Origin of the sequence: Streptomyces sp. NBC_01508, from assembly GCF_045040315.1 — a bacterium.
Lineage (GTDB): Bacteria > Actinomycetota > Actinomycetes > Streptomycetales > Streptomycetaceae > Streptomyces.
Window position 1 is genome coordinate 4,118,464 of record NZ_CP109419.1, and the last position, 16,734, is coordinate 4,135,197.

A 16,734-nucleotide genomic window follows, 5' to 3' on the forward strand; every position below is an offset into this window, starting at 1 on the left:
CTCATGCGGGTACGTGCACGGCCTCCACCCGGCTCGCCACCAGCCGCTCCCGCTCCCGCCGCGCCGTGCGCGCCCGCAGCCGCAGGATCTGCACGATCCCGAGCGCTTCGAGGACGAAGACGGACGAGAACGCCACGCGGTAGTTGCCGCCGGTCGCGTCGAGCAGCACGCCGACCGCGAACAGCGTCGTCATCGAGGCCACGAAACCGCCCATGTTGACGATGCCGGAGGCGGTGCCCTGACGGGCCGGCGGGTTCGCGGGCCGCGCGAAGTCGAAGCCGATCATCGAGGCGGGCCCGCAGGCGCCGAGGACGACGCAGAGCGTGATGAGCAGCCACATCGGCGCCTGGGGGCCGGGGTAGGCGAGCGTCGACGCCCACACGAGCGCGGTCACCCCGACCGTGCCGAGGGCCAGCGGGGCCCTGGCGGCGTGGTGGCGGGCGATGATCTGCCCGTAGACGAGGCCGATCACCATGTTGACGAGGACGATCAGGGTGAGCAGATCACCCGCCGTGGCCCGGGACTGCCCCTGGGCCTCGACCAGGAACGGCAGGCCCCACAGCAGCAGGAAGACCATGGCGGGGAACTGGGTGGTGAAGTGCACCCAGAGCCCCAGCCGGGTGCCGGGCTCCCGCCACGACTCGGCGATCTGCTTCCGTACATAGGCCGCGCCGGCGTGCTCGGCCGGCGGCGGTTCGTGGCCCTTGGGGTGGTCCTTGAGGAAGAACAGCATCAGTACGAGGACGACGACACCGGCCATCGAACTGCCGACGAACGTCGTGGTCCAGCCGAGGTCGCTCAGCAGCCGGGCGATGACGAGGGTGGAGACCAGATTGCCCGCCATCCCGAAGAGCCCGGTGAACTGTGCGATCAGCGGACCCTGTCGGGCGGGGAACCAGTGGGCGCCCAGGCGCAGTACGGCGATGAAGGTCATCGCGTCACCGCAGCCGAGCAGGGCGCGGGCGGCGAGCGCTATGCCGTACGTGGGGGCGAGGGCGAAGCTGAGCTGGCCGATGGTGAAAAGCGTCACGCCGATGGTGAGCACCCTTCGGGTGCCGAGCCGGTCGACCATGAGGCCGACGGGTATCTGCATCCCGGCGTAGACGAGGAGTTGGAGTATCGAGAACGTGGAGAGGGCGGAGGCGTTGACGTCGAAGCGGTCGGCGGCGTCGAGCCCGGCGACGCCCAGGCTCGTACGGAAGATGACGGCGACGAAGTAGACGGCGACCCCGATGCTCCACACGGCGACGGCGCGCCGGCCGCCGGGCGGATCACCGGGAAGGGCAAGGGCGGGACGACGGCCGGACGACGGTCCGGAGGGTCCGGAGGGTCCGGAGGGTCCGGAGGGTCCGGAGGGTCCGGAGGGTCCGGAGGGTCCGGAGCCGCCTGAACGGCCCGAGCGGCCTGATGAACCCGATGAGCCGGCTGAACCCGCTGAGCCCGCTGAGCCCGTACTCACCTGGCCTCACCCCGGATGAGCACCTTGACCCGGCTGACGTGGGCGCGCACGCACCGCGCGGCGGCTTCGGCGTCACCGGCCCGGATGGCGTCGAGCAGTTCGGCGTGCTCGGTGATGCTCGTCCGGACCCGCTCGGGGTGCGCCTCCATGACGGCGACGCCCATCCTCAACTGCCGGTCCCTGAGCTGGTCGTAGAGCTTCGACAGGATCTCGTTTCCCGCGTTGCGCACGATCTCGGCGTGGAAGCACCGGTCGGCGACGGCGACGGCGGCCAGGTCTCCCTCACCGGCGAGACGGCGCTGCTCTTCGAGCAGCTCCTCCAGGCGGGCGACGAGCCGCGCGGACGCGGGGACGGCCTTGCGGGCGGTGAACTCCTCGACCAGCAGGCGCGTTTCGACGACATCGGCGATCTCCTGCGCGGAGACGGCGAGGACGAGGGCGCCCTTCTTGGGATAGAGCTTGATCAGCCCCTCGACCTCCAGCTTGAGCAGCGCCTCGCGTACGGGGGTACGCGACACCCCGACGGCCTCGGCGAGTTCACCCTCCGTAAGGAGGGTCCCGCCCTGGTAGTGCCGGTCGAGCACGCCCTGCTTGATGTGGCTGTAGACACGGTCGGCGGCGGGCGGCTGCTTCAGGGGGACAGTGGGTGCGGCAGGCATGCGCACAGCATAGATACAACAGAGATACGAAGGGAATGCGTCCACATCGCGGAATGGCTCCACGGAACAACTTCGCGGAACGATTTCGAGGAACGACAGATTTCCCGGCCGTCCCGTACATCCCTTCAGGTCGCTCGCGTGTCTTTCAGTCGACTCCCCCTGTACGGGCGCGAGTCCAATTCACTTCAGACCAACGCATTCGCGACATCGGAGTGTTCCTTTGATAACCAGTCTCCCGGCCGTGCGCGGCACCATGCGTAGAACCACAGTGGTCGCCCTCACCGCCGGTGCCCTGCTGACGGGCACAGTCCTGGTCGCCCCCGCGACCATCGCGGCCGAGTCCGCGCCCGCCGCCAAGGCCGCCGCGGCACTGCCGACGCTCTCCGCCAAGGGCGCCTTCCTGCTGGACGACACCAACGGCGCCAAGCGGTACGGCAAGGGCGCGGACATCCGCCGCCAGATGGCGAGCACCACGAAGATCATGACCGCGGCCGTCGTGCTCAACACCAAGGGCATCGACCTCAACCGCAAGGTCACCATCAAACAGACCTACCGCGACTACGTCGTCCGGGAAGGCGCGAGCACCGCCGACCTGCGCACCGGCGACAAGGTGACGATCCGCCAGCTCCTCTACGGCCTGATGCTCCCGTCCGGCTGCGACGCGGCGTACGCCCTCGCGGACGCGATCGGCACCGGCTCGACGGTCGCGGCCCGCACGAAGTCGTTCATCGGAAAGATGAACACGAAGGCCAAGGACCTGGGCCTGAAGAACACCAAATTCGACTCGTTCGACGGCATCTCGGCGGCCGGCAACAACTACACGACGCCGCGTGATCTGGCGACGATCGCCGACTACGCGATGAACAACGCCACTCTGCGTACGGTCGTCAAGGCCACGAGCTACAAGGCGACGGCGACGACCAGCTCGGGCGGTACCCGCACCTACACCTGGTACAACACGAACAAGCTGCTCGGCTCGTACCCGGGCGCGTTCGGCATCAAGACCGGCACGGGCACGGCCGCCGGCCCCTGCCTGATCTTCGCCGCCACCCGTAACGGCAAGACGCACATCGGCGTCATCCTGAACGGCAAGGACCGCTACAACGACGCGGCGAAGCTGCTCGACCACTACTCGGGCGCGTCGACGGCGAAGACGATGGAGCTCCGCCAGCTCCCGGCGGGCGCGCAGCGCGACTGACCCCCCTGCGGGATGCGGTAAAGGGGCGCGGCCACCATGCGGTGGCCGCGCCTTCGTCGTTGCCGGTGGCGGTGCGGGTGCCGGCTGGCGGCGGCGGCGGTGGTGGCGGTGGCGGTGGCGGTGGCGGTGGCGGTGCAGAAACGCTCCCTCCTCACCCTCCACGGTGAATTCCTGACTCTTTCATCATGTTTGAGGTTTGTTCGCTATTACGTTCCCTCCCATGGAGGTGGTTCGCATGAACAAACACATCCAGCCGTCGGACGCGGCTGCGCAGCATGAGGCGATCGACATCGGGGACTTCGTCTACGGGGCGACCGGCGCCCGGATCCGGCGGCTGACGATGCCGGACGGGAGTCACTGGTTCCCGGCGGTGGACGTGCTCGGCAAGCTGGGCTACACGAACCCGCGGAAAACTCTGAAAGACCATGTCCCGGAGGCCCATCGAGACATTCTTGAGACCGTAACTGGACGTTATAGTCTCAGCGTTCCCGCAGGTAGACAGTGGCGTCGAGACTTGCAACTAGTCGACCGCCACGGCCTGATCCTTCTCGTCATCGGCTGCACGAAACCCTCATGTCTGCCCTTCAAACAGTGGGTCTCAGAGGTGATCGTGACAATCCAGAGCACCGGCACCTACACCCTCCCCCGCGCCGAGGTGCGGCCGGTAGCCACCGCCGCGACCGCCGCCCCCGTCGCGTACGCCATGCCCGAGCAGGTCGCCGACGCGATCGTGCGGCTGGAGGAGCGGAACATACGGCTGGACGAGCAATTCGCAGCCGTACAGCGTGAAACGCTCGAAACGCTCGAAACCCGGCGCGAAATGGTCATCGACCATCAGGCCACCGCCCGTGCCATGGAACGGATCGCCGACCGGCTCGACACCCTGGTCGCCGACCGCCCGGCCGCGCCGCCCCCGCGTACCACCGCCGACAGCGTGCTCGCCGACTGGAAGTCCCGGATGTCGGTGACCGAGGACGTCTGGGCCGTCGCCGTCACCATCGCGCCGGCCCTGGCCGCCGAAGGCGAACTGCGCCAGTCCCTGGAGTCCATCGCCACCGCACCGGCCTGAGCGAGCACCGCGTCAACGAGTGCCTTCGGTTCATGCGCAGGCACGCCTGTATCCACGCGTGGGGCAGCACGGTGGACGGTGTCCCCGTCTACGGTCTGAGCCCCGCCCGCCCGCCGTTGTAGCCTTCCCCGGTCAGGGATCACAGCGCGACGAGGAGGACGGGTGGCCGGTCAGCGGATCACGACCCGCAATGCCCGCTTCCAGCAGTGGCACGCACTGCTCGCCAACCGCAACAAGCGCAAGCGCCAGAACGAGTTCCTGGTCCAGGGCGTGCGGCCCATCACGATGGCCGTCGAGCACGGGTGGACCGTACGCGCCCTGCTGTACGACGCGAGCCGCCCGCTCTCGCGGTGGGCCGAGGAGTTGCTGCGCGACATCCGTACGGACCGTGTCGCGATGGCCCCCGAACTCCTCGCCGAGCTGGGCGAGCGCACGGACGGCCCGCCCGAAGTCCTGGCCGTGATCGAGATGCGACCGGACGACCTGAGCCGGATCCGCGTCCACGACACCTTCCTGGGCGTGCTGTTCGACCGCCCCACCCAGCCGGGCAACATCGGCAGCATCGTCCGCTCGGCGGACGCCTTCGGCGCGGACGGGCTGATCGTCACGGGTCACGCGGCGGACGTCTACGACCCGAAGGCCGTACGCGCCACCACCGGCTCCCTGTTCGCGCTCCCGGTCGTCCGCAGCCCGTCGCACCACGAGGTCGCGGAGTGGCTGGCGAAGGAACGCGCGGGGGGACGACCCGTCGCGGTCGTCGGCACGGACGAGCACGGCGAGGCGGATGTCGATGAATTCGACCTCACCCAGCCGGTGTTGCTGCTGATCGGCAACGAGACGTCCGGACTCAGCGCGGGCTGGCGGGAGTTGTGCGACCACATGGTGAGCATCCCGATGTCGGGCTCGGCCAGCTCCCTGAACGCGTCGAACGCGGCGACGGTGGTCCTGTACGAGGCGGCCCGCCAGCGCCGGGCCTGAGCCTTCGGGTTACGCCGACCGCCGCACGTACGCGGTCAGCGCGCCCCACGCACCGGGGGTGACCCGCAGGACGGGTCCGCCGGGCTGCTTGGAGTCCCGCACGGCGACGGTGCCGGGGACGTTGCGGGCGACCTCGACGCACTCGCCATTGCCGCTGCTGTAGCTGGACTTGACGAACTCGTAGTACGGCACGGTCTACAGCTCCCTGCGGATGCCTTCGATCAGAGCGACGGAGTCCTGCGGAGCGCGTCCGTTCCGGACGATCCGGTCGAAGGTGATGTTGTGACGCGCGGCGTCACTCTCACTCTCCAGCCACAGCGTAGACGACGTGGTGTCCATGTAAACCACGTCCATCGCGCCGTGCTCCTCGAACGAAACGATGCTGAACGCGCTCGTCATTCCCGGGTGCGAGCCCGCGGTGAAGGGAACAACCTGAACCTTGACGTTCGGGAGCGCTGCCGCCTCGATCAGTCGGGCGAGCTGGGCGCGCATCACGGTTCGCCCGCCGACGAGTTGTCGCAGGGCGCCCTCTCCGACGACCGCCCACAGCCGCAACGGGGTGGCGTCGGACAGCCTGGCCTGACGTGCCATCTTCGCTTCGACGAACCGCTCGATCTCGTCGGGATCCTCCCAGTCGGCGTTGCCGACCGCCAACGACCTCGCGTAGTCGGGAGTTTGCAGGAGTCCAGGAACAAACGACCCTTGCCAACTGCGGATACCGGTCGCGATGTCCTCCAGGGCCACGTACTCCACAAGCGCGCGCAGCTCGGGATACTGGTTCCACCAGCCCTTGGCCTTGCGACGCTCGCGATCGGCCTTCGCCAGGTTGAGCAGGCGATCGAGCACCTTCGGGTCATCAATGCCGTACAGGTCACACAAGGCACGGATGTCCGGGTCCCGGAAAGGCACCCAGCCCCGTTCCATCTTGGCCACCTTGGCGGCGGTCGCAGTGAGCGCCTGTGCGGCCTGTGACTGCGTCAGGCCGGCCGCATCGCGCAGTTGCAACAACTCACCGCCCAACTTCCGTCCCAGGACTGTGGATACGCGACTGCCTCGGTTCATCTGTTCTGCTGCCACGGCGCCAGTCTGCCGCCCGCCGACAGCCCGAACAAGCAAACTCGGAGATAAATGTCTCCGTGACCGCTTGCCCGATTGGGCGCGACGTCGCTACCGTCAGTGCGTAACCGCTCGCACAGCGGAGCCACCCGGCGGAAGTGCACCGCCCTGCCCCGCGCCAAACGGCAGCCGGTATCGCCACCGCCCCCCACACCCCCCAGGGACGCCCCCTATGAACGCACCCCACGCTCCACAACAACCCACCCCGACCCTGAACCCGGCCCCGACCCCGTCCTCCGAGAGGACCGGCTCGACTACACCCCCACCGCCGGGAGCGTGCGGCTCGCGCGGCGGCGGGCCGGGCGGCTCGTTGGGGAGTGGGGGTGGCCCGGACTCGCGGGCAGTGCCGGGCTGTTGGTCAGCGAGCTGGCCACCAACGCCCTGCTGCACGGCTGTCTGCGCGACCGGCTCTTCCGCGTACGGCTCCAACTCACCTCCGCCACCCTCCGGATCGAGGTCAGCGACCCCCGCGGGGAACGGCTGCCCCGCCTCCGACTCCCCGAGGACGACGAGTGCTTCGGCCGGGGGCTGCTCATCGTCGCGGAGCTGGCCGACCGGTGGGGCGTCGAGCCGCGCACCGTCGGGAAGACGGTCTGGGCGGAGTGCCGCCTCGGGCCACGCCCGGCGCGTGTCGTCTGAACCCGCGCCGGACGCCCCGGACGCCGCGACGGCGGACCGCGCGCTGGACGCGGTCCGCCGGTGGTGCGTCACTTCATGGGGCTCCGGGAATCCCCGGGGGCTCGTCAGGCCGTCGTCCCGAGGTGCCGGTGGGATGAGTCCCTAGAGGACCGTGGCGCCGTAGACGCTCAGGGCCTCGGTGACGGGCTGGTAGAACGTGGTGCCGCCGGAGGAGCAGTTGCCGCTGCCACCGGAGGTGAGGCCCAGCGCGGTACTGCCGGAGAACAGCGAGCCGCCGCTGTCGCCGGGCTCGGCGCAGACGTTGGTCTGGATCATGCCGTACACGATGCCGCTGGCGCCGTAGTTGACCGTGGCGTTGAGACCGGTGACCCTACCGCCGCGCAGCCCTGTGGTGCTGCCGCTGCGCTGCACGGACTGGCCGACAGACGCGTTGGCCGCCGACGTGATGTCCTGGTAGGTGCCGTTGTACAGGTAGACCCGGCCGTCGGCCGCCGACGGGTTGGAGTGGCGGATGATGCCGTAGTCGTTGGTCGGGAAGCTGGTACCGGTGCGTGTGCCGATGGACCAGCTGCTGCCGATGTTGGTGCAGTGACCGGCGGTCAGCGCGTGGGCCACGCCGCGGACCGACACGTTGAAGCCGAGCGAACAGCGGCTGCCGCTCGTGGTGATGGCCTCGCCGCCGGCGATCAGCGGGCTGAACTTGCCGGGGGTGCGCTTGATCGTCAGGCCGGCCTCGGAGTCCGAGAGCGCGGACTTGACCTCGGCCAGTTCGGCCTTCGAGACCGTGCTGTCGGCGGTCACGACGATCTTGCCGGTGGCCTTGTCGGTGTACCAGGCGGTGCCGGCCACGTCCGCGTCGAGCACGGCGGAGCTGGCGTCGGCGAGCTGAGCCGCCGTCACCTTGGCCTCGGGGGCCGGGGCGGCCACGGCGGACGGCACGGCGAGCGCGGCGGCTGCCACGAGGCCGGTCGACACGGCGAGGACACGAGCGCGTCTGGAGACGCCGTTGAGGGGTGAGAGGCGCTTGAAGGTCACGAAAATCCTCCGCAGATATGGGGGATGAACAGCCCGTTGGGTGGGATGGGGCAGTTGCTGCGCGCAGGTCCCCGACCCGTGATCACCGGGCGTGGACCTGTCAAGCTGCGCGGATCGAATCGTTGACGGCTACGGCTTCTGACGCAAGGCCGACTTCCGGACCCCGGGCCCGGAATCACCCCCGGGGGCGAATGTGCCGCTCCCGGCCCCGAGCCGGGGCGCGCGCCCGCGCTCCGAGGGGCGCACCAAGCTTTGCTGCAAAGCACGAACGGGCTGCCGGACTTGGGGGTTCCGTGCCGTAAACATCCCTTACGGGAGGCGAGTTCACGCCTCTATGCGGTCTCTTTACCGATGGTTGCCACGGGTCACATCACGAACACACACCGTTCGTCGCCCGGTCGGTCATCTGATTCGGCTGATGGGCAGTGCGCCTGATGGGGTGCCTGCGTCAGGTGGTACGGCTTCCGTGGTTGAGGTGTATGCGCGACCTTGGAGCGAAGTGCCCATGGATTCCCGATGGCCGAATCTTTGCCTCCGCCGCAAGGAGTCGTCGTTCCGAGGCGCGGATGCGCCCGGAGGCGCGCTCTTGCGGACGGCCGCAGGGGTGTGCTGCGGAGGTGCGCCGCAGGGAGGCCCTGAAACGAACGCTCACATCCAGGACCCCCTGGACACCGTCGCCTCCCGCGCCGGACCGACCAGGTTCCCCGGGGCGTCCAGCCACGCCTCCTGGCGCCCTTGCGCCGTCACCGTCAGGCCGAAGCGGGTCAGTTCGGGGCGGCGCCGGTCCTCCCACCACGATCGGGCCGCGGTGATCTCGTCCCAGAGGCGGCGGGTGCCCCACTGGCGTACCGCGTCCGGGGCGTCCCAGGACTCGAAACGCACCGACGCCCACGAGCCGTTGCCGTCCGAGAGGTCGATCCGGTCCCGCGTGTGGACGCAGCGCGCGTCCGGGACGCGGAGGCCGATCGCGAACGCCACATCCACGTTCGTCAGCGCCAGGTCCGGGTCGATCGCGGACGGACCCAGCCGGTCGGGTTCCGTGGGTGGGAGGGTGACGGCGTGTGGGCGTTGGGCGCGCATCCACATGAAGTTGACCCTGTCCACGAAGCGGCCGTGCGACGGGCCGCCGGGCTCGCCGGTCACCAGGCGGAGCAGGCCGGCGTTGGCGTACGGGGTGCCCCACGGGGTCACGATCGTGCCGCCGGGGCGGGTCTGGGTGATCCAGGCGCGGGAGACGCGGCGCACCGCCGCCGTCGAGTGGATGTGGTCGTACGGCGCGTTCGCCGGCCGGCCCGCGAGGCCGTCGCCGACCGCCACCCGGGCGGGCAGCAGGCCGACGGCCCGCAGGCGGTGCGCGGCCTGCGCGGAGATGCCGGGGTCGACCTCCACCGTCGTGACGGCCTCCCGGCCGAGCCGGGCTGCCAGCAGGGCACTTGTCCACCCCGTGCCCGTACCGACGTCGAGCACGTGGGCCCCGTCCGTGACATCGAGATGCCGCAGCATCGACGCGACCAGCGAGGGCTTGGAGGCGGACGAGGTGGGGACACCGGGGCCGTCGAGGGCGCCGTCGTCCAGTTGCGTGACGACCGCCTCGTCGGCGTCGACCAGTGCCCACCACGTGTCGGGCTCGACGGCGCGGGTGACCCGCCGGTGGCCGGTGGGGGATCCGTCGTCCGGTGCCCATACGGCCTCCGGTACGAACTCCGGGCGCGGGGCGCGTGCGAACGCGCCCCGCCACCCTTCCGCCAGCGCGCCGGACCCGGTCAGGCCGGCCAGCAACCTCTCGTAGCCGTCGCTCACTTCCTCGGCGCCTCCCCTCCGTCACCGACCGACCGCTTTCGGTCACCACAGCAGATATACCCGCTTCACTCCGTGACCACAGGGGCGCGCGGAAGCACCCGGCACGAGCGGGGCGCACTGCGGCGCGCCAACGCCCGCCCGCTCACGGACAGCTGCTCATGGACCACTTCACTGACCACTGTTCACGGACGACCGCCCGGCACCGCGACCGTCAGCGACCGCGCCGGTCCGCCGACACGGGTCCAGGTGCCGGTGGTGGAGTCCCAACACCGCACCGAGGCGCGGTCGTCTGCCAGGACGTACACCTCCCGGCCCGCCACCCACGTCTCCGCCCCCGCCGGGCCGATGTCGTGCCAGGCGTTCTTCGCGTAGTGGCGAAGGCGGGTGCCCTCGGGGTCGGTGGAGAAGAGGCCGGCGGCGCCCGCGAACAGGGCGGTGGCCGGGCCCGCCACGCGGGTCCACCCCGGTTCGGTGTCGTTGGCCTCGGGGGCCAGCCAGCGGGTCACCATCGCGCGGTCGGGTGTGAGGCCGTACAGATGCCGGTCCGTGAGTGCGAAGTCGGCGCCCGCCGTGCCCACGAAGTCCCATTCACCGGGCCGGCCACGGTACTTGAAGATCCGGCCGTCCTTCGGGTTCGTCGCGAACACGCCGGGGCCGCCGCCGTACAGCCGCCGCGCGGGGCCGCCCACCCAGGTCCACGAGGTGCCCCGGCCGTCCCAGACGTGGACGGCGCCGCGGTCCGCCGCCAGGCGGTAGAGGCGCGTGCCGCTGATCGCGACGTCGCTGCCCTGCGCACCGACGCGGTGCCAGCGGCCGGGCCGGCCGCCGTACGCGAAGAGGCCGTCGCCGCGCACGCCGGTCGCGAACAGGCCCGCCGGGCCCGCCCACAGGCGCTTCGCGGTGTCGCCGATCCGGGTCCAGTCGGCGGCGTCCGGGCCGTCCCACCGGAAGACGCCGTCGCCGCCGGGACCGATCGCGAAGACGCCGGTGCCGCTCAGCGGCGCGGCCCGTACGGGGGTCGAACCGGCCGACGGCCCGGCCGCCGGGGGACTGCCGCCCGACGGGGGCCGGGCGCCGGCCGTAATGCCCCTTCCCCCGGAGGGGAGCAGCGCGATCAGCACCAGAAGGGCGACGACCACGGTCGCCGCCGCGGCGGTCACGGCCACCGCGAGCCGGGGGCGGCGTCGGCCCGGTGCGGGTACGGGCACGGCGACAGGGACAGGGACCGGGACAGGGACCGGGACCGGGACCGGAATCGGAGCCGTCACCATGGCCTCGTCGGGCGGCACCGGCCCGACAGACACCGCAACCGCCCCCACCGCCTCCACCGCCCCCACCGCCGCCGCGTGCAGCCGCCGCGCCGCCTCCGTACGGAGGCGGCGGTCCGCCTCGTCCGGCGTGCGGTCAGCCACCAACCGCTCCAACAGGTCCAGCGGTATGAGCTTCTGGCCCGAGCGGTACTCCCCCCACATCGTCTTGCCGACGTGATACCGCTCCGCCAGTTCCCGCACCGTCGCCCCGGCCGTCACCTCCAGCACGAACGAAGCCAGCGCGTTCGCCTCGTCCGTACGGCCCCTCGGCGCGCCTTGCCGTCTGCCGGCCCGGCCTGCCCGGCCCGCACGGCCCGTCATGTCGTTTGTCATCGCGGCCCCCTCGCCCCAGGGAATCCCAGCAGTTCAATTGTCCGCGGACAACGCGTTGTCCGGACTTCCCGTGTGTTTTCCGGCCGAATCACCCGGACAATCACCCCTCGCGTCACCCTGGGAATCGCGGGTCTCCACCGCCCGCTTCCCAAGAGGAGAGGAGTCCGATGAGGCTCGCGCTCGCCGGGGCGATCGCCCTGCTCGCCACCGCCCTCGTCACGACGTCGGCCGCCGCCGACAGCCCCAACTCCAGCCCCGCGGCACCCGCGGCACCCGCGGCACCCGCGGCACCCACGGCACCCGCGGCATCCGCCCCCGCCCCCGCCCAGTACCAGATCGGTACCTTCAACATGGCGGGCGGCAACGCCGAACACGGCACCAAGGGCGACGAGGCGCCGGAGGCCCTGGCGCGCAGTGTGCGCGACCGTATGCCCGCCGTCGTCGCCATCCAGGAAGGCTGCGGCGACTGGACCTTGGCCCTGTGGAACAAGCTCAGGGAGCAGCAGTACGACGTCCTGCTGAACCCCGTCCTCCAGCGCGCCGGCGGGCCGAACGCCGAGTGCTACCACCCGAATTCGTTCGGCTTCGGCAACGGGCTGATCATGCGCAAGGACATCGGCTTCGACCCGAACACCTACCGGGCCCACGAGTTGACGAAGAACGCCGCCGTGGACCCGGCCCGCAAGGACCACAAGGAGCAGCGGGAAATGCTCTGCGTCACCGCCCCCGCGCGCAATCTCGTCGCCTGCTCGGTCCATCTGACGCACGACGACCGCCAGTTGCGCATCGCGGAGGCGGCGGAGGCGCGCCGGATCCTCGCCGTGGAGTACGCGGGACACACAAAGCTCGTCGGCGGCGACCTGAACGACGATCCGCTGTCCGCCGCGGCCGACCAGTTCTACGACTCCGGCTACGGGTTCGGGGCCCGGGGCGAGCTGAAGGAGGCCGACAGCATCTGCGGCAACAAGATCACCCCCGTCGCGAACATCTACTGGACGCCCTGCCGCCTGGGTGAAGGCACCCACGGCACCGGGAAGATCGACTACCTGTTCGTCTCCCCGCGGGTCCACGTCCGGTGGGCCGACGCCACCTCGGCGAACCACTCCGACCATGTGCCGCTGTGGGCCGAAGTGACCCTCTGACCATCCGCCACCAGCACGACTCGGTTTCCAACCAAGGAGGAAGACATGTCGTTCAGCGACGACGAACGCACCGAGATCGCCTTCCGGGAGCAGCAGGAGCGCGATCGCCAGTACCAGGAGTGGATGGCGCAGCAGGAGGCCGACCGTCAGGCGCGGGCCGCCGAGGAGCAGGCCCGCAGGGACGCCGAGCAGCCGCACTCCGGTCCGACCTGGTAGCCGCCGTCTCGTAGTCACCTGGCGGTACGGGAGAAGGGTCGCAACCCACGGGGGAGTTGCGACCCTTCATCTGCGCACGCGTCCGGGGTCAGGCCCAGGTGATCAGCCGCTTCGGCTGCTCCAGCACCGCCGCGACATCCGCCAGCACCATGGAGCCCAGCGCGCCGTCCACCAGCCGGTGGTCGAACGACAGCGCCAGCGTCGTGACCTGGCGGGGCTTCACCTTGCCCTTGTGGACCCACGGCTGGAGCTTGATCGCACCGACCGCCAGGATCGCGGACTCGCCCGGGTTGAGGATCGGTGTGCCCGTGTCGACGCCGAAGACGCCGACGTTCGTGATGGTCACCGTGCCGCCCCGCATGGCCGCCGGGGTCGTCTTTCCCTCACGGGCCGTGGCCACCAACTCGCCCAGGGACTGCGCGAGTTGGGGCAGTGTCTGGTCGTGCGCGTCCTTGATGTTCGGGACGAGCAGACCGCGCGGCGTCGCCGCCGCGATGCCGAGGTTGACGTAGTGCTTGAGCACGATCTCCTGGGCGGCCTCGTCCCATGTGGCGTTGACCTCGGGGTTGCGCTTGATGGCCACCAGCAGCGCCTTCGCGATGAGCAGCAGGGGGTTGACCCGTACACCCGCCATGTCCTTGTCGGACTTCAGCTCGTCGACCAGCTTCATCGTGCGTGTGACGTCGACCGTCACGAACTCCGTGACGTGCGGCGCGGTGAACGCGCTGCCCACCATCGCCGCCGCCGTCGCCTTCCGTACGCCCTTCACGGGGATACGGGTCTCCCGGCCGGCGGGAGCGGTCACGGTCGGGGCCGCGACCGCTGAGATCGGCGCCTCGGCCACCGCCGGAGCCGTCGCCGGTGCCGTCGCCGCGTGCACGTCCTCGCGGGTGATGATCCCGTCCGGGCCCGTGGGCGTGATCGTCGCCAGGTCGACGCCCAGATCCTTGGCGAGCTTGCGTACCGGCGGCTTCGCCAGCGGGCGCGACAGCGTCCCGGCGGACAGCGTCCCGGCGGGCGGCGTCCCGGCGGGGGGCGCGGAAGCCACACCGTTCATCTCCGCCTGGATCGCGGCAGCCGCGGCTCCCTGCTCGGGGACGGCCGCCCCCCTGCGCGGACGCCGCTTCGTGGACGCCTCCGAGACGCCGTAGCCCACGAGCACCGGCTGGCGCCCCTTCGGCTCGGCGGCCTCGGCCTCGGGCGCGACCTGCTGGGCAACAGGCTCGGCGACCGGCTCGGCGGCGGCGGGCGCCGGAGACCCGGACCCCGGCGCCACGTCCACCGTGATGATCGACGCCCCGACATCCACGGTCGTGCCCTCGCCGAAGCGCAGCGCGTGCACCACCCCGTCGTAGGGGATGGGCAGTTCGACGGCCGCCTTCGCCGTCTCGACCTCGCACACCACCTGGCCGTCGACGACGGTGTCGCCCGGCTGTACGTACCACTTCAGGATCTCTGCCTCGGTGAGCCCTTCGCCCACGTCGGGCATCTTGAACTCTCGATAGCGGGCAGAAGTGTCAGCAGTCATGGTCACGGCACTCCTCAGTACGCGAGCGAGCGGTCGACGGCGTCGAGTACCCGGTCCAGACCCGGAAGGTACTCCTCCTCCAGGCGCGCGGGCGGATACGGGGCGTGGAATCCGCCGACCCGCAGCACCGGAGCCTCCAGGTGGTAGAAGGAGCGCTCCGTGATCCGGGCGGCGATCTCCGCGCCGGAGCCGTAGAACACCGGCGCCTCGTGGACCACGACCAGCCTGCGCGTCTTCTCCACCGACGCCTGGATCGTGTCGAAGTCGATCGGGGACATCGAGCGGAGATCGAGCACCTCCACCGACTTGCCCTCCTCGGCCGCCGCGGCCGCCGCCTCCAGGCAGACCTTGACCATCGGGCCGTACGCCGCGAGCGTCAGGTCCGTGCCGGTGCGGCTGACCCGGGCCTTGTGCAGCGGGCCCGGGATGGCCTCGGTGTCGACCTCGCTCTTGTCCCAGTAGCGCCGCTTGGGCTCGAAGAAGATGACCGGGTCGTCGCTCTGGATGGCCTGCTGCATCATCCAGTAGGCGTCCGCGGACGTCGACGGCGAGACGATCTTCAACCCCGCCACATGCGCGAACAGCGCCTCCGGCGACTCCGAGTGGTGCTCGACGGCGCCGATGCCACCGCCGTACGGAATGCGGATCACGACCGGCATCTTGATCTTGCCGAGCGCGCGGGCGTGCATCTTCGCGAGCTGCGTGACGATCTGGTCGTACGCGGGGAAGACGAAGCCGTCGAACTGGATCTCCACGACCGGCCGGTAGCCGCGCAGCGCGAGGCCGATCGCCGTACCGACGATGCCCGACTCGGCGAGCGGGGTGTCGATGACCCGGTCCTCGCCGAAGTCCTTCTGGAGACCGTCGGTGACCCGGAAGACGCCGCCGAGCTTGCCGACGTCCTCGCCCATGATCAGGACCTTGGGGTCGGTGTCGAGGGCGACGCGCAGCGATTCGTTGATCGCCTTCGCGAGGGGGAGTTTCTGTACGGCCATGGCTACTTGCCCTCCTCGGCTGCCGAAACGGAAGAGGAGTCGGCGAACGACGCCTGGTACGCGGCGAACTGCGCCCGCTCCTCGTCCACGAGCGCGTGCCCGTCCGCGTAGACATGCTCGAAGATCGCCAGGCTGTCCGGGTCGGGCATCGACCGCACCGCCTCACGCACCCGCCTGCCGAGCGCCTCGCTCTCCTCCTCCAGAGCCGCGAAGAACGCCTCGTCGGCGGCCGACTCCCGCTCCAGATACGCGCGCAGCCGCAGGATCGGGTCCTTCGCCTCCCACGCCGCGCGCTCCTCGTCCGCCCGGTACTTCGTCGGGTCGTCGGACGTGGTGTGCGCGCCCATGCGGTAGGTGAACGCCTCGACGAGCATGGGGCCCTGGCCGGTGCGGGCGCGCTCCAGCGCGGCGCGCGTCACGGCCAGACAGGCCAGTACGTCGTTGCCGTCGACCCGGACGCCGGGGAAGCCGAAGCCCTGCGCGCGCTGGTAGAGCGGCACGCGCATCTGCTTCTCGGTCGGCTCCGAGATGGCCCACTGGTTGTTCTGGCAGAAGAACACCACCGGCGCGTTGTAGACGGCCGAGAAGGTGAACGCCTCGGCGACATCGCCCTGACTGGAGGCGCCGTCGCCGAAGTAGGCGATGACGGCCGAGTCCGCGCCGTCCTTGGTCACGCCCATCGCGTAGCCGGCGGCGTGCAGCGTCTGCGAGCCGATGACGATCGTGTAGAGGTGGAAGTTGTTGGTCTTCGGGTCCCAGCCGCCGTGGTTCACACCGCGGAACATCCCGAGCAGGTTCGTCGGGTCGACGCCCCGGCACCAGGCGACGCCGTGCTCCCGGTAGGTCGGGAAGACGTAGTCGTCGTCGCGCAGCGCGCGCCCCGAGCCGATCTGGGCGGCCTCCTGGCCGAGCAGCGAGGCCCACAGGCCCAGCTCGCCCTGGCGCTGGAGGGACGTGGCCTCGGCGTCGAAGCGGCGCGTGAGGACCATGTCGCGGTAGAGCCCGCGCAGGGATTCGGGGGTGATGTCGGCTACGTAGCCGTCGTACTCGTCGTTCTTGACGCGTTCGCCCTCGGGCGTCAGCAGCTGTACGAGCTGGGGCTCGGACGCCTTCGGCTGCGGCGCCGTCTTGGCGCCGGCGCGCTTGGTGCCGCTGCTACGTCGCGGCTTTCGCGCGGCGGCAGTGCTCTCCACGGTCACGTGCGTGCTCCTCCGTCGGTCCGGTCCCCGGGATCCGCCGGGAACCAGTGCGGCTCGC

15 protein-coding genes and 1 pseudogene are annotated in these 16,734 nt (G+C 70.6%); 6 read left to right on the forward strand and 10 right to left on the reverse strand.

Annotation, left to right across the window (positions count from 1 at the left end):
• Position 1: 1 nt before the first annotated feature.
• Together OG700_RS18975 and OG700_RS18980 are read right to left on the reverse strand one after the other, a co-directional pair.
• Positions 2-1,243 (reverse strand): nitrate/nitrite transporter, encoded by a 1,242-nt coding sequence (locus tag OG700_RS18975; protein ID WP_405615087.1) that lies wholly within the window; start codon positions 1,241-1,243, stop codon positions 2-4.
• A gap of 212 nt (positions 1,244-1,455) precedes the next feature.
• Positions 1,456-2,118, reverse strand: a complete 663-nt coding sequence (locus OG700_RS18980; RefSeq protein WP_405615089.1) for a GntR family transcriptional regulator — start codon at positions 2,116-2,118, stop codon at positions 1,456-1,458.
• A gap of 253 nt (positions 2,119-2,371) precedes the next feature.
• Here OG700_RS18980 and OG700_RS18985 point away from each other — a divergent pair, with 253 nt between their 5' ends.
• The 3 genes and pseudogenes from OG700_RS18985 (at position 2,372) to OG700_RS18995 (ending at position 5,363) form a co-directional block, all read left to right on the forward strand.
• On the forward strand, positions 2,372-3,316 hold the full coding sequence (locus OG700_RS18985) for a D-alanyl-D-alanine carboxypeptidase family protein (protein ID WP_405615091.1): 945 nt from the start codon (positions 2,372-2,374) through the stop codon (positions 3,314-3,316).
• A 235-nt stretch (positions 3,317-3,551) separates the two neighbouring features.
• Positions 3,552-4,507 (forward strand): annotated as a pseudogene (locus OG700_RS18990) (Bro-N domain-containing protein).
• A 40-nt stretch (positions 4,508-4,547) separates the two neighbouring features.
• On the forward strand, positions 4,548-5,363 hold the full coding sequence (locus tag OG700_RS18995) for an RNA methyltransferase (protein ID WP_405615094.1): 816 nt from the start codon (positions 4,548-4,550) through the stop codon (positions 5,361-5,363).
• A gap of 9 nt (positions 5,364-5,372) precedes the next feature.
• Here the strand turns inward: OG700_RS18995 and OG700_RS19000 are convergent, their stop codons facing one another.
• A complete protein-coding gene (locus OG700_RS19000; protein WP_405615096.1) occupies positions 5,373-5,555 on the reverse strand; it encodes a DUF397 domain-containing protein in 183 nt (60 codons plus the stop codon).
• 3 nt (positions 5,556-5,558) lie between these two features.
• The gene (locus tag OG700_RS19005; protein WP_405621808.1) at positions 5,559-6,425 is read right to left on the reverse strand and encodes a helix-turn-helix domain-containing protein; all 867 of its coding nucleotides are present in this window, start codon (positions 6,423-6,425) and stop codon (positions 5,559-5,561) included.
• A gap of 330 nt (positions 6,426-6,755) precedes the next feature.
• On the opposite strand from OG700_RS19005, the gene OG700_RS19010 reads away from it, so the two are divergent.
• On the forward strand, positions 6,756-7,118 hold the full coding sequence (locus OG700_RS19010; protein WP_405615098.1) for an ATP-binding protein: 363 nt from the start codon (positions 6,756-6,758) through the stop codon (positions 7,116-7,118).
• A gap of 141 nt (positions 7,119-7,259) precedes the next feature.
• Here the strand turns inward: OG700_RS19010 and OG700_RS19015 are convergent, their stop codons facing one another.
• The 3 genes from OG700_RS19015 to OG700_RS19025 form a co-directional block, all read right to left on the reverse strand.
• Positions 7,260-8,153: a S1 family peptidase gene (locus OG700_RS19015; RefSeq protein WP_405615100.1), complete on the reverse strand. Its 894-nt coding sequence runs from the start codon at positions 8,151-8,153 to the stop codon at positions 7,260-7,262.
• Positions 8,154-8,801: 648 nt separating this feature from the next.
• Entirely contained in the window at positions 8,802-9,953 is a 1,152-nt protein-coding gene (locus OG700_RS19020) for a methyltransferase domain-containing protein (protein ID WP_405615102.1), read from the reverse strand.
• A gap of 182 nt (positions 9,954-10,135) precedes the next feature.
• Positions 10,136-11,596, reverse strand: coding sequence for a hypothetical protein (locus OG700_RS19025; protein WP_405615105.1), 1,461 nt, complete (start codon positions 11,594-11,596; stop codon positions 10,136-10,138).
• 167 nt (positions 11,597-11,763) lie between these two features.
• Here OG700_RS19025 and OG700_RS19030 point away from each other — a divergent pair, with 167 nt between their 5' ends.
• Positions 11,764-12,738, forward strand: a complete 975-nt coding sequence (locus OG700_RS19030) for an endonuclease/exonuclease/phosphatase family protein (RefSeq protein ID WP_405615107.1) — start codon at positions 11,764-11,766, stop codon at positions 12,736-12,738.
• A 45-nt stretch (positions 12,739-12,783) separates the two neighbouring features.
• Complete coding sequence (locus OG700_RS19035; protein ID WP_405615109.1) at positions 12,784-12,954, forward strand: hypothetical protein; 171 nt, start codon at positions 12,784-12,786, stop codon at positions 12,952-12,954.
• A gap of 88 nt (positions 12,955-13,042) precedes the next feature.
• On the opposite strand, the gene OG700_RS19040 is transcribed toward OG700_RS19035, so the two are convergent.
• From OG700_RS19040 to pdhA, 3 genes are read right to left on the reverse strand one after another with little or no spacing between them, the layout of a single operon-like run.
• Positions 13,043-14,482, reverse strand: coding sequence for a dihydrolipoamide acetyltransferase family protein (locus OG700_RS19040; protein ID WP_405615111.1), 1,440 nt, complete (start codon positions 14,480-14,482; stop codon positions 13,043-13,045).
• A gap of 14 nt (positions 14,483-14,496) precedes the next feature.
• The gene (locus OG700_RS19045; RefSeq protein ID WP_405615113.1) at positions 14,497-15,477 is read right to left on the reverse strand and encodes an alpha-ketoacid dehydrogenase subunit beta; all 981 of its coding nucleotides are present in this window, start codon (positions 15,475-15,477) and stop codon (positions 14,497-14,499) included.
• A 2-nt stretch (positions 15,478-15,479) separates the two neighbouring features.
• On the reverse strand, positions 15,480-16,676 hold the full coding sequence (gene pdhA, locus OG700_RS19050; RefSeq protein ID WP_405615115.1) for a pyruvate dehydrogenase (acetyl-transferring) E1 component subunit alpha: 1,197 nt from the start codon (positions 16,674-16,676) through the stop codon (positions 15,480-15,482).
• Between the last annotated feature and the right edge of the window lie 58 nt (positions 16,677-16,734).

What these genes read in the sequence shown, in the direction of transcription:
- OG700_RS18980 (WP_405615089.1), bottom strand. Translation starts at nt 2,118, where the DNA reads ATGCCTGCCGCACCCACTGTCCCCCTGAAGCAGCCGCCCGCCGCCGAC.
- OG700_RS19035 (WP_405615109.1), top strand. Translation starts at nt 12,784, where the DNA reads ATGTCGTTCAGCGACGACGAACGCACCGAGATCGCCTTCCGGGAGCAG.
- OG700_RS19030 (WP_405615107.1), top strand. Translation starts at nt 11,764, where the DNA reads ATGAGGCTCGCGCTCGCCGGGGCGATCGCCCTGCTCGCCACCGCCCTC.
- OG700_RS19025 (WP_405615105.1), bottom strand. Translation starts at nt 11,596, where the DNA reads ATGACAAACGACATGACGGGCCGTGCGGGCCGGGCAGGCCGGGCCGGC.
- OG700_RS19005 (WP_405621808.1), bottom strand. Translation starts at nt 6,425, where the DNA reads ATGAACCGAGGCAGTCGCGTATCCACAGTCCTGGGACGGAAGTTGGGC.
- OG700_RS18985 (WP_405615091.1), top strand. Translation starts at nt 2,372, where the DNA reads ATGCGTAGAACCACAGTGGTCGCCCTCACCGCCGGTGCCCTGCTGACG.
- OG700_RS19045 (WP_405615113.1), bottom strand. Translation starts at nt 15,477, where the DNA reads ATGGCCGTACAGAAACTCCCCCTCGCGAAGGCGATCAACGAATCGCTG.
- OG700_RS19040 (WP_405615111.1), bottom strand. Translation starts at nt 14,482, where the DNA reads ATGACTGCTGACACTTCTGCCCGCTATCGAGAGTTCAAGATGCCCGAC.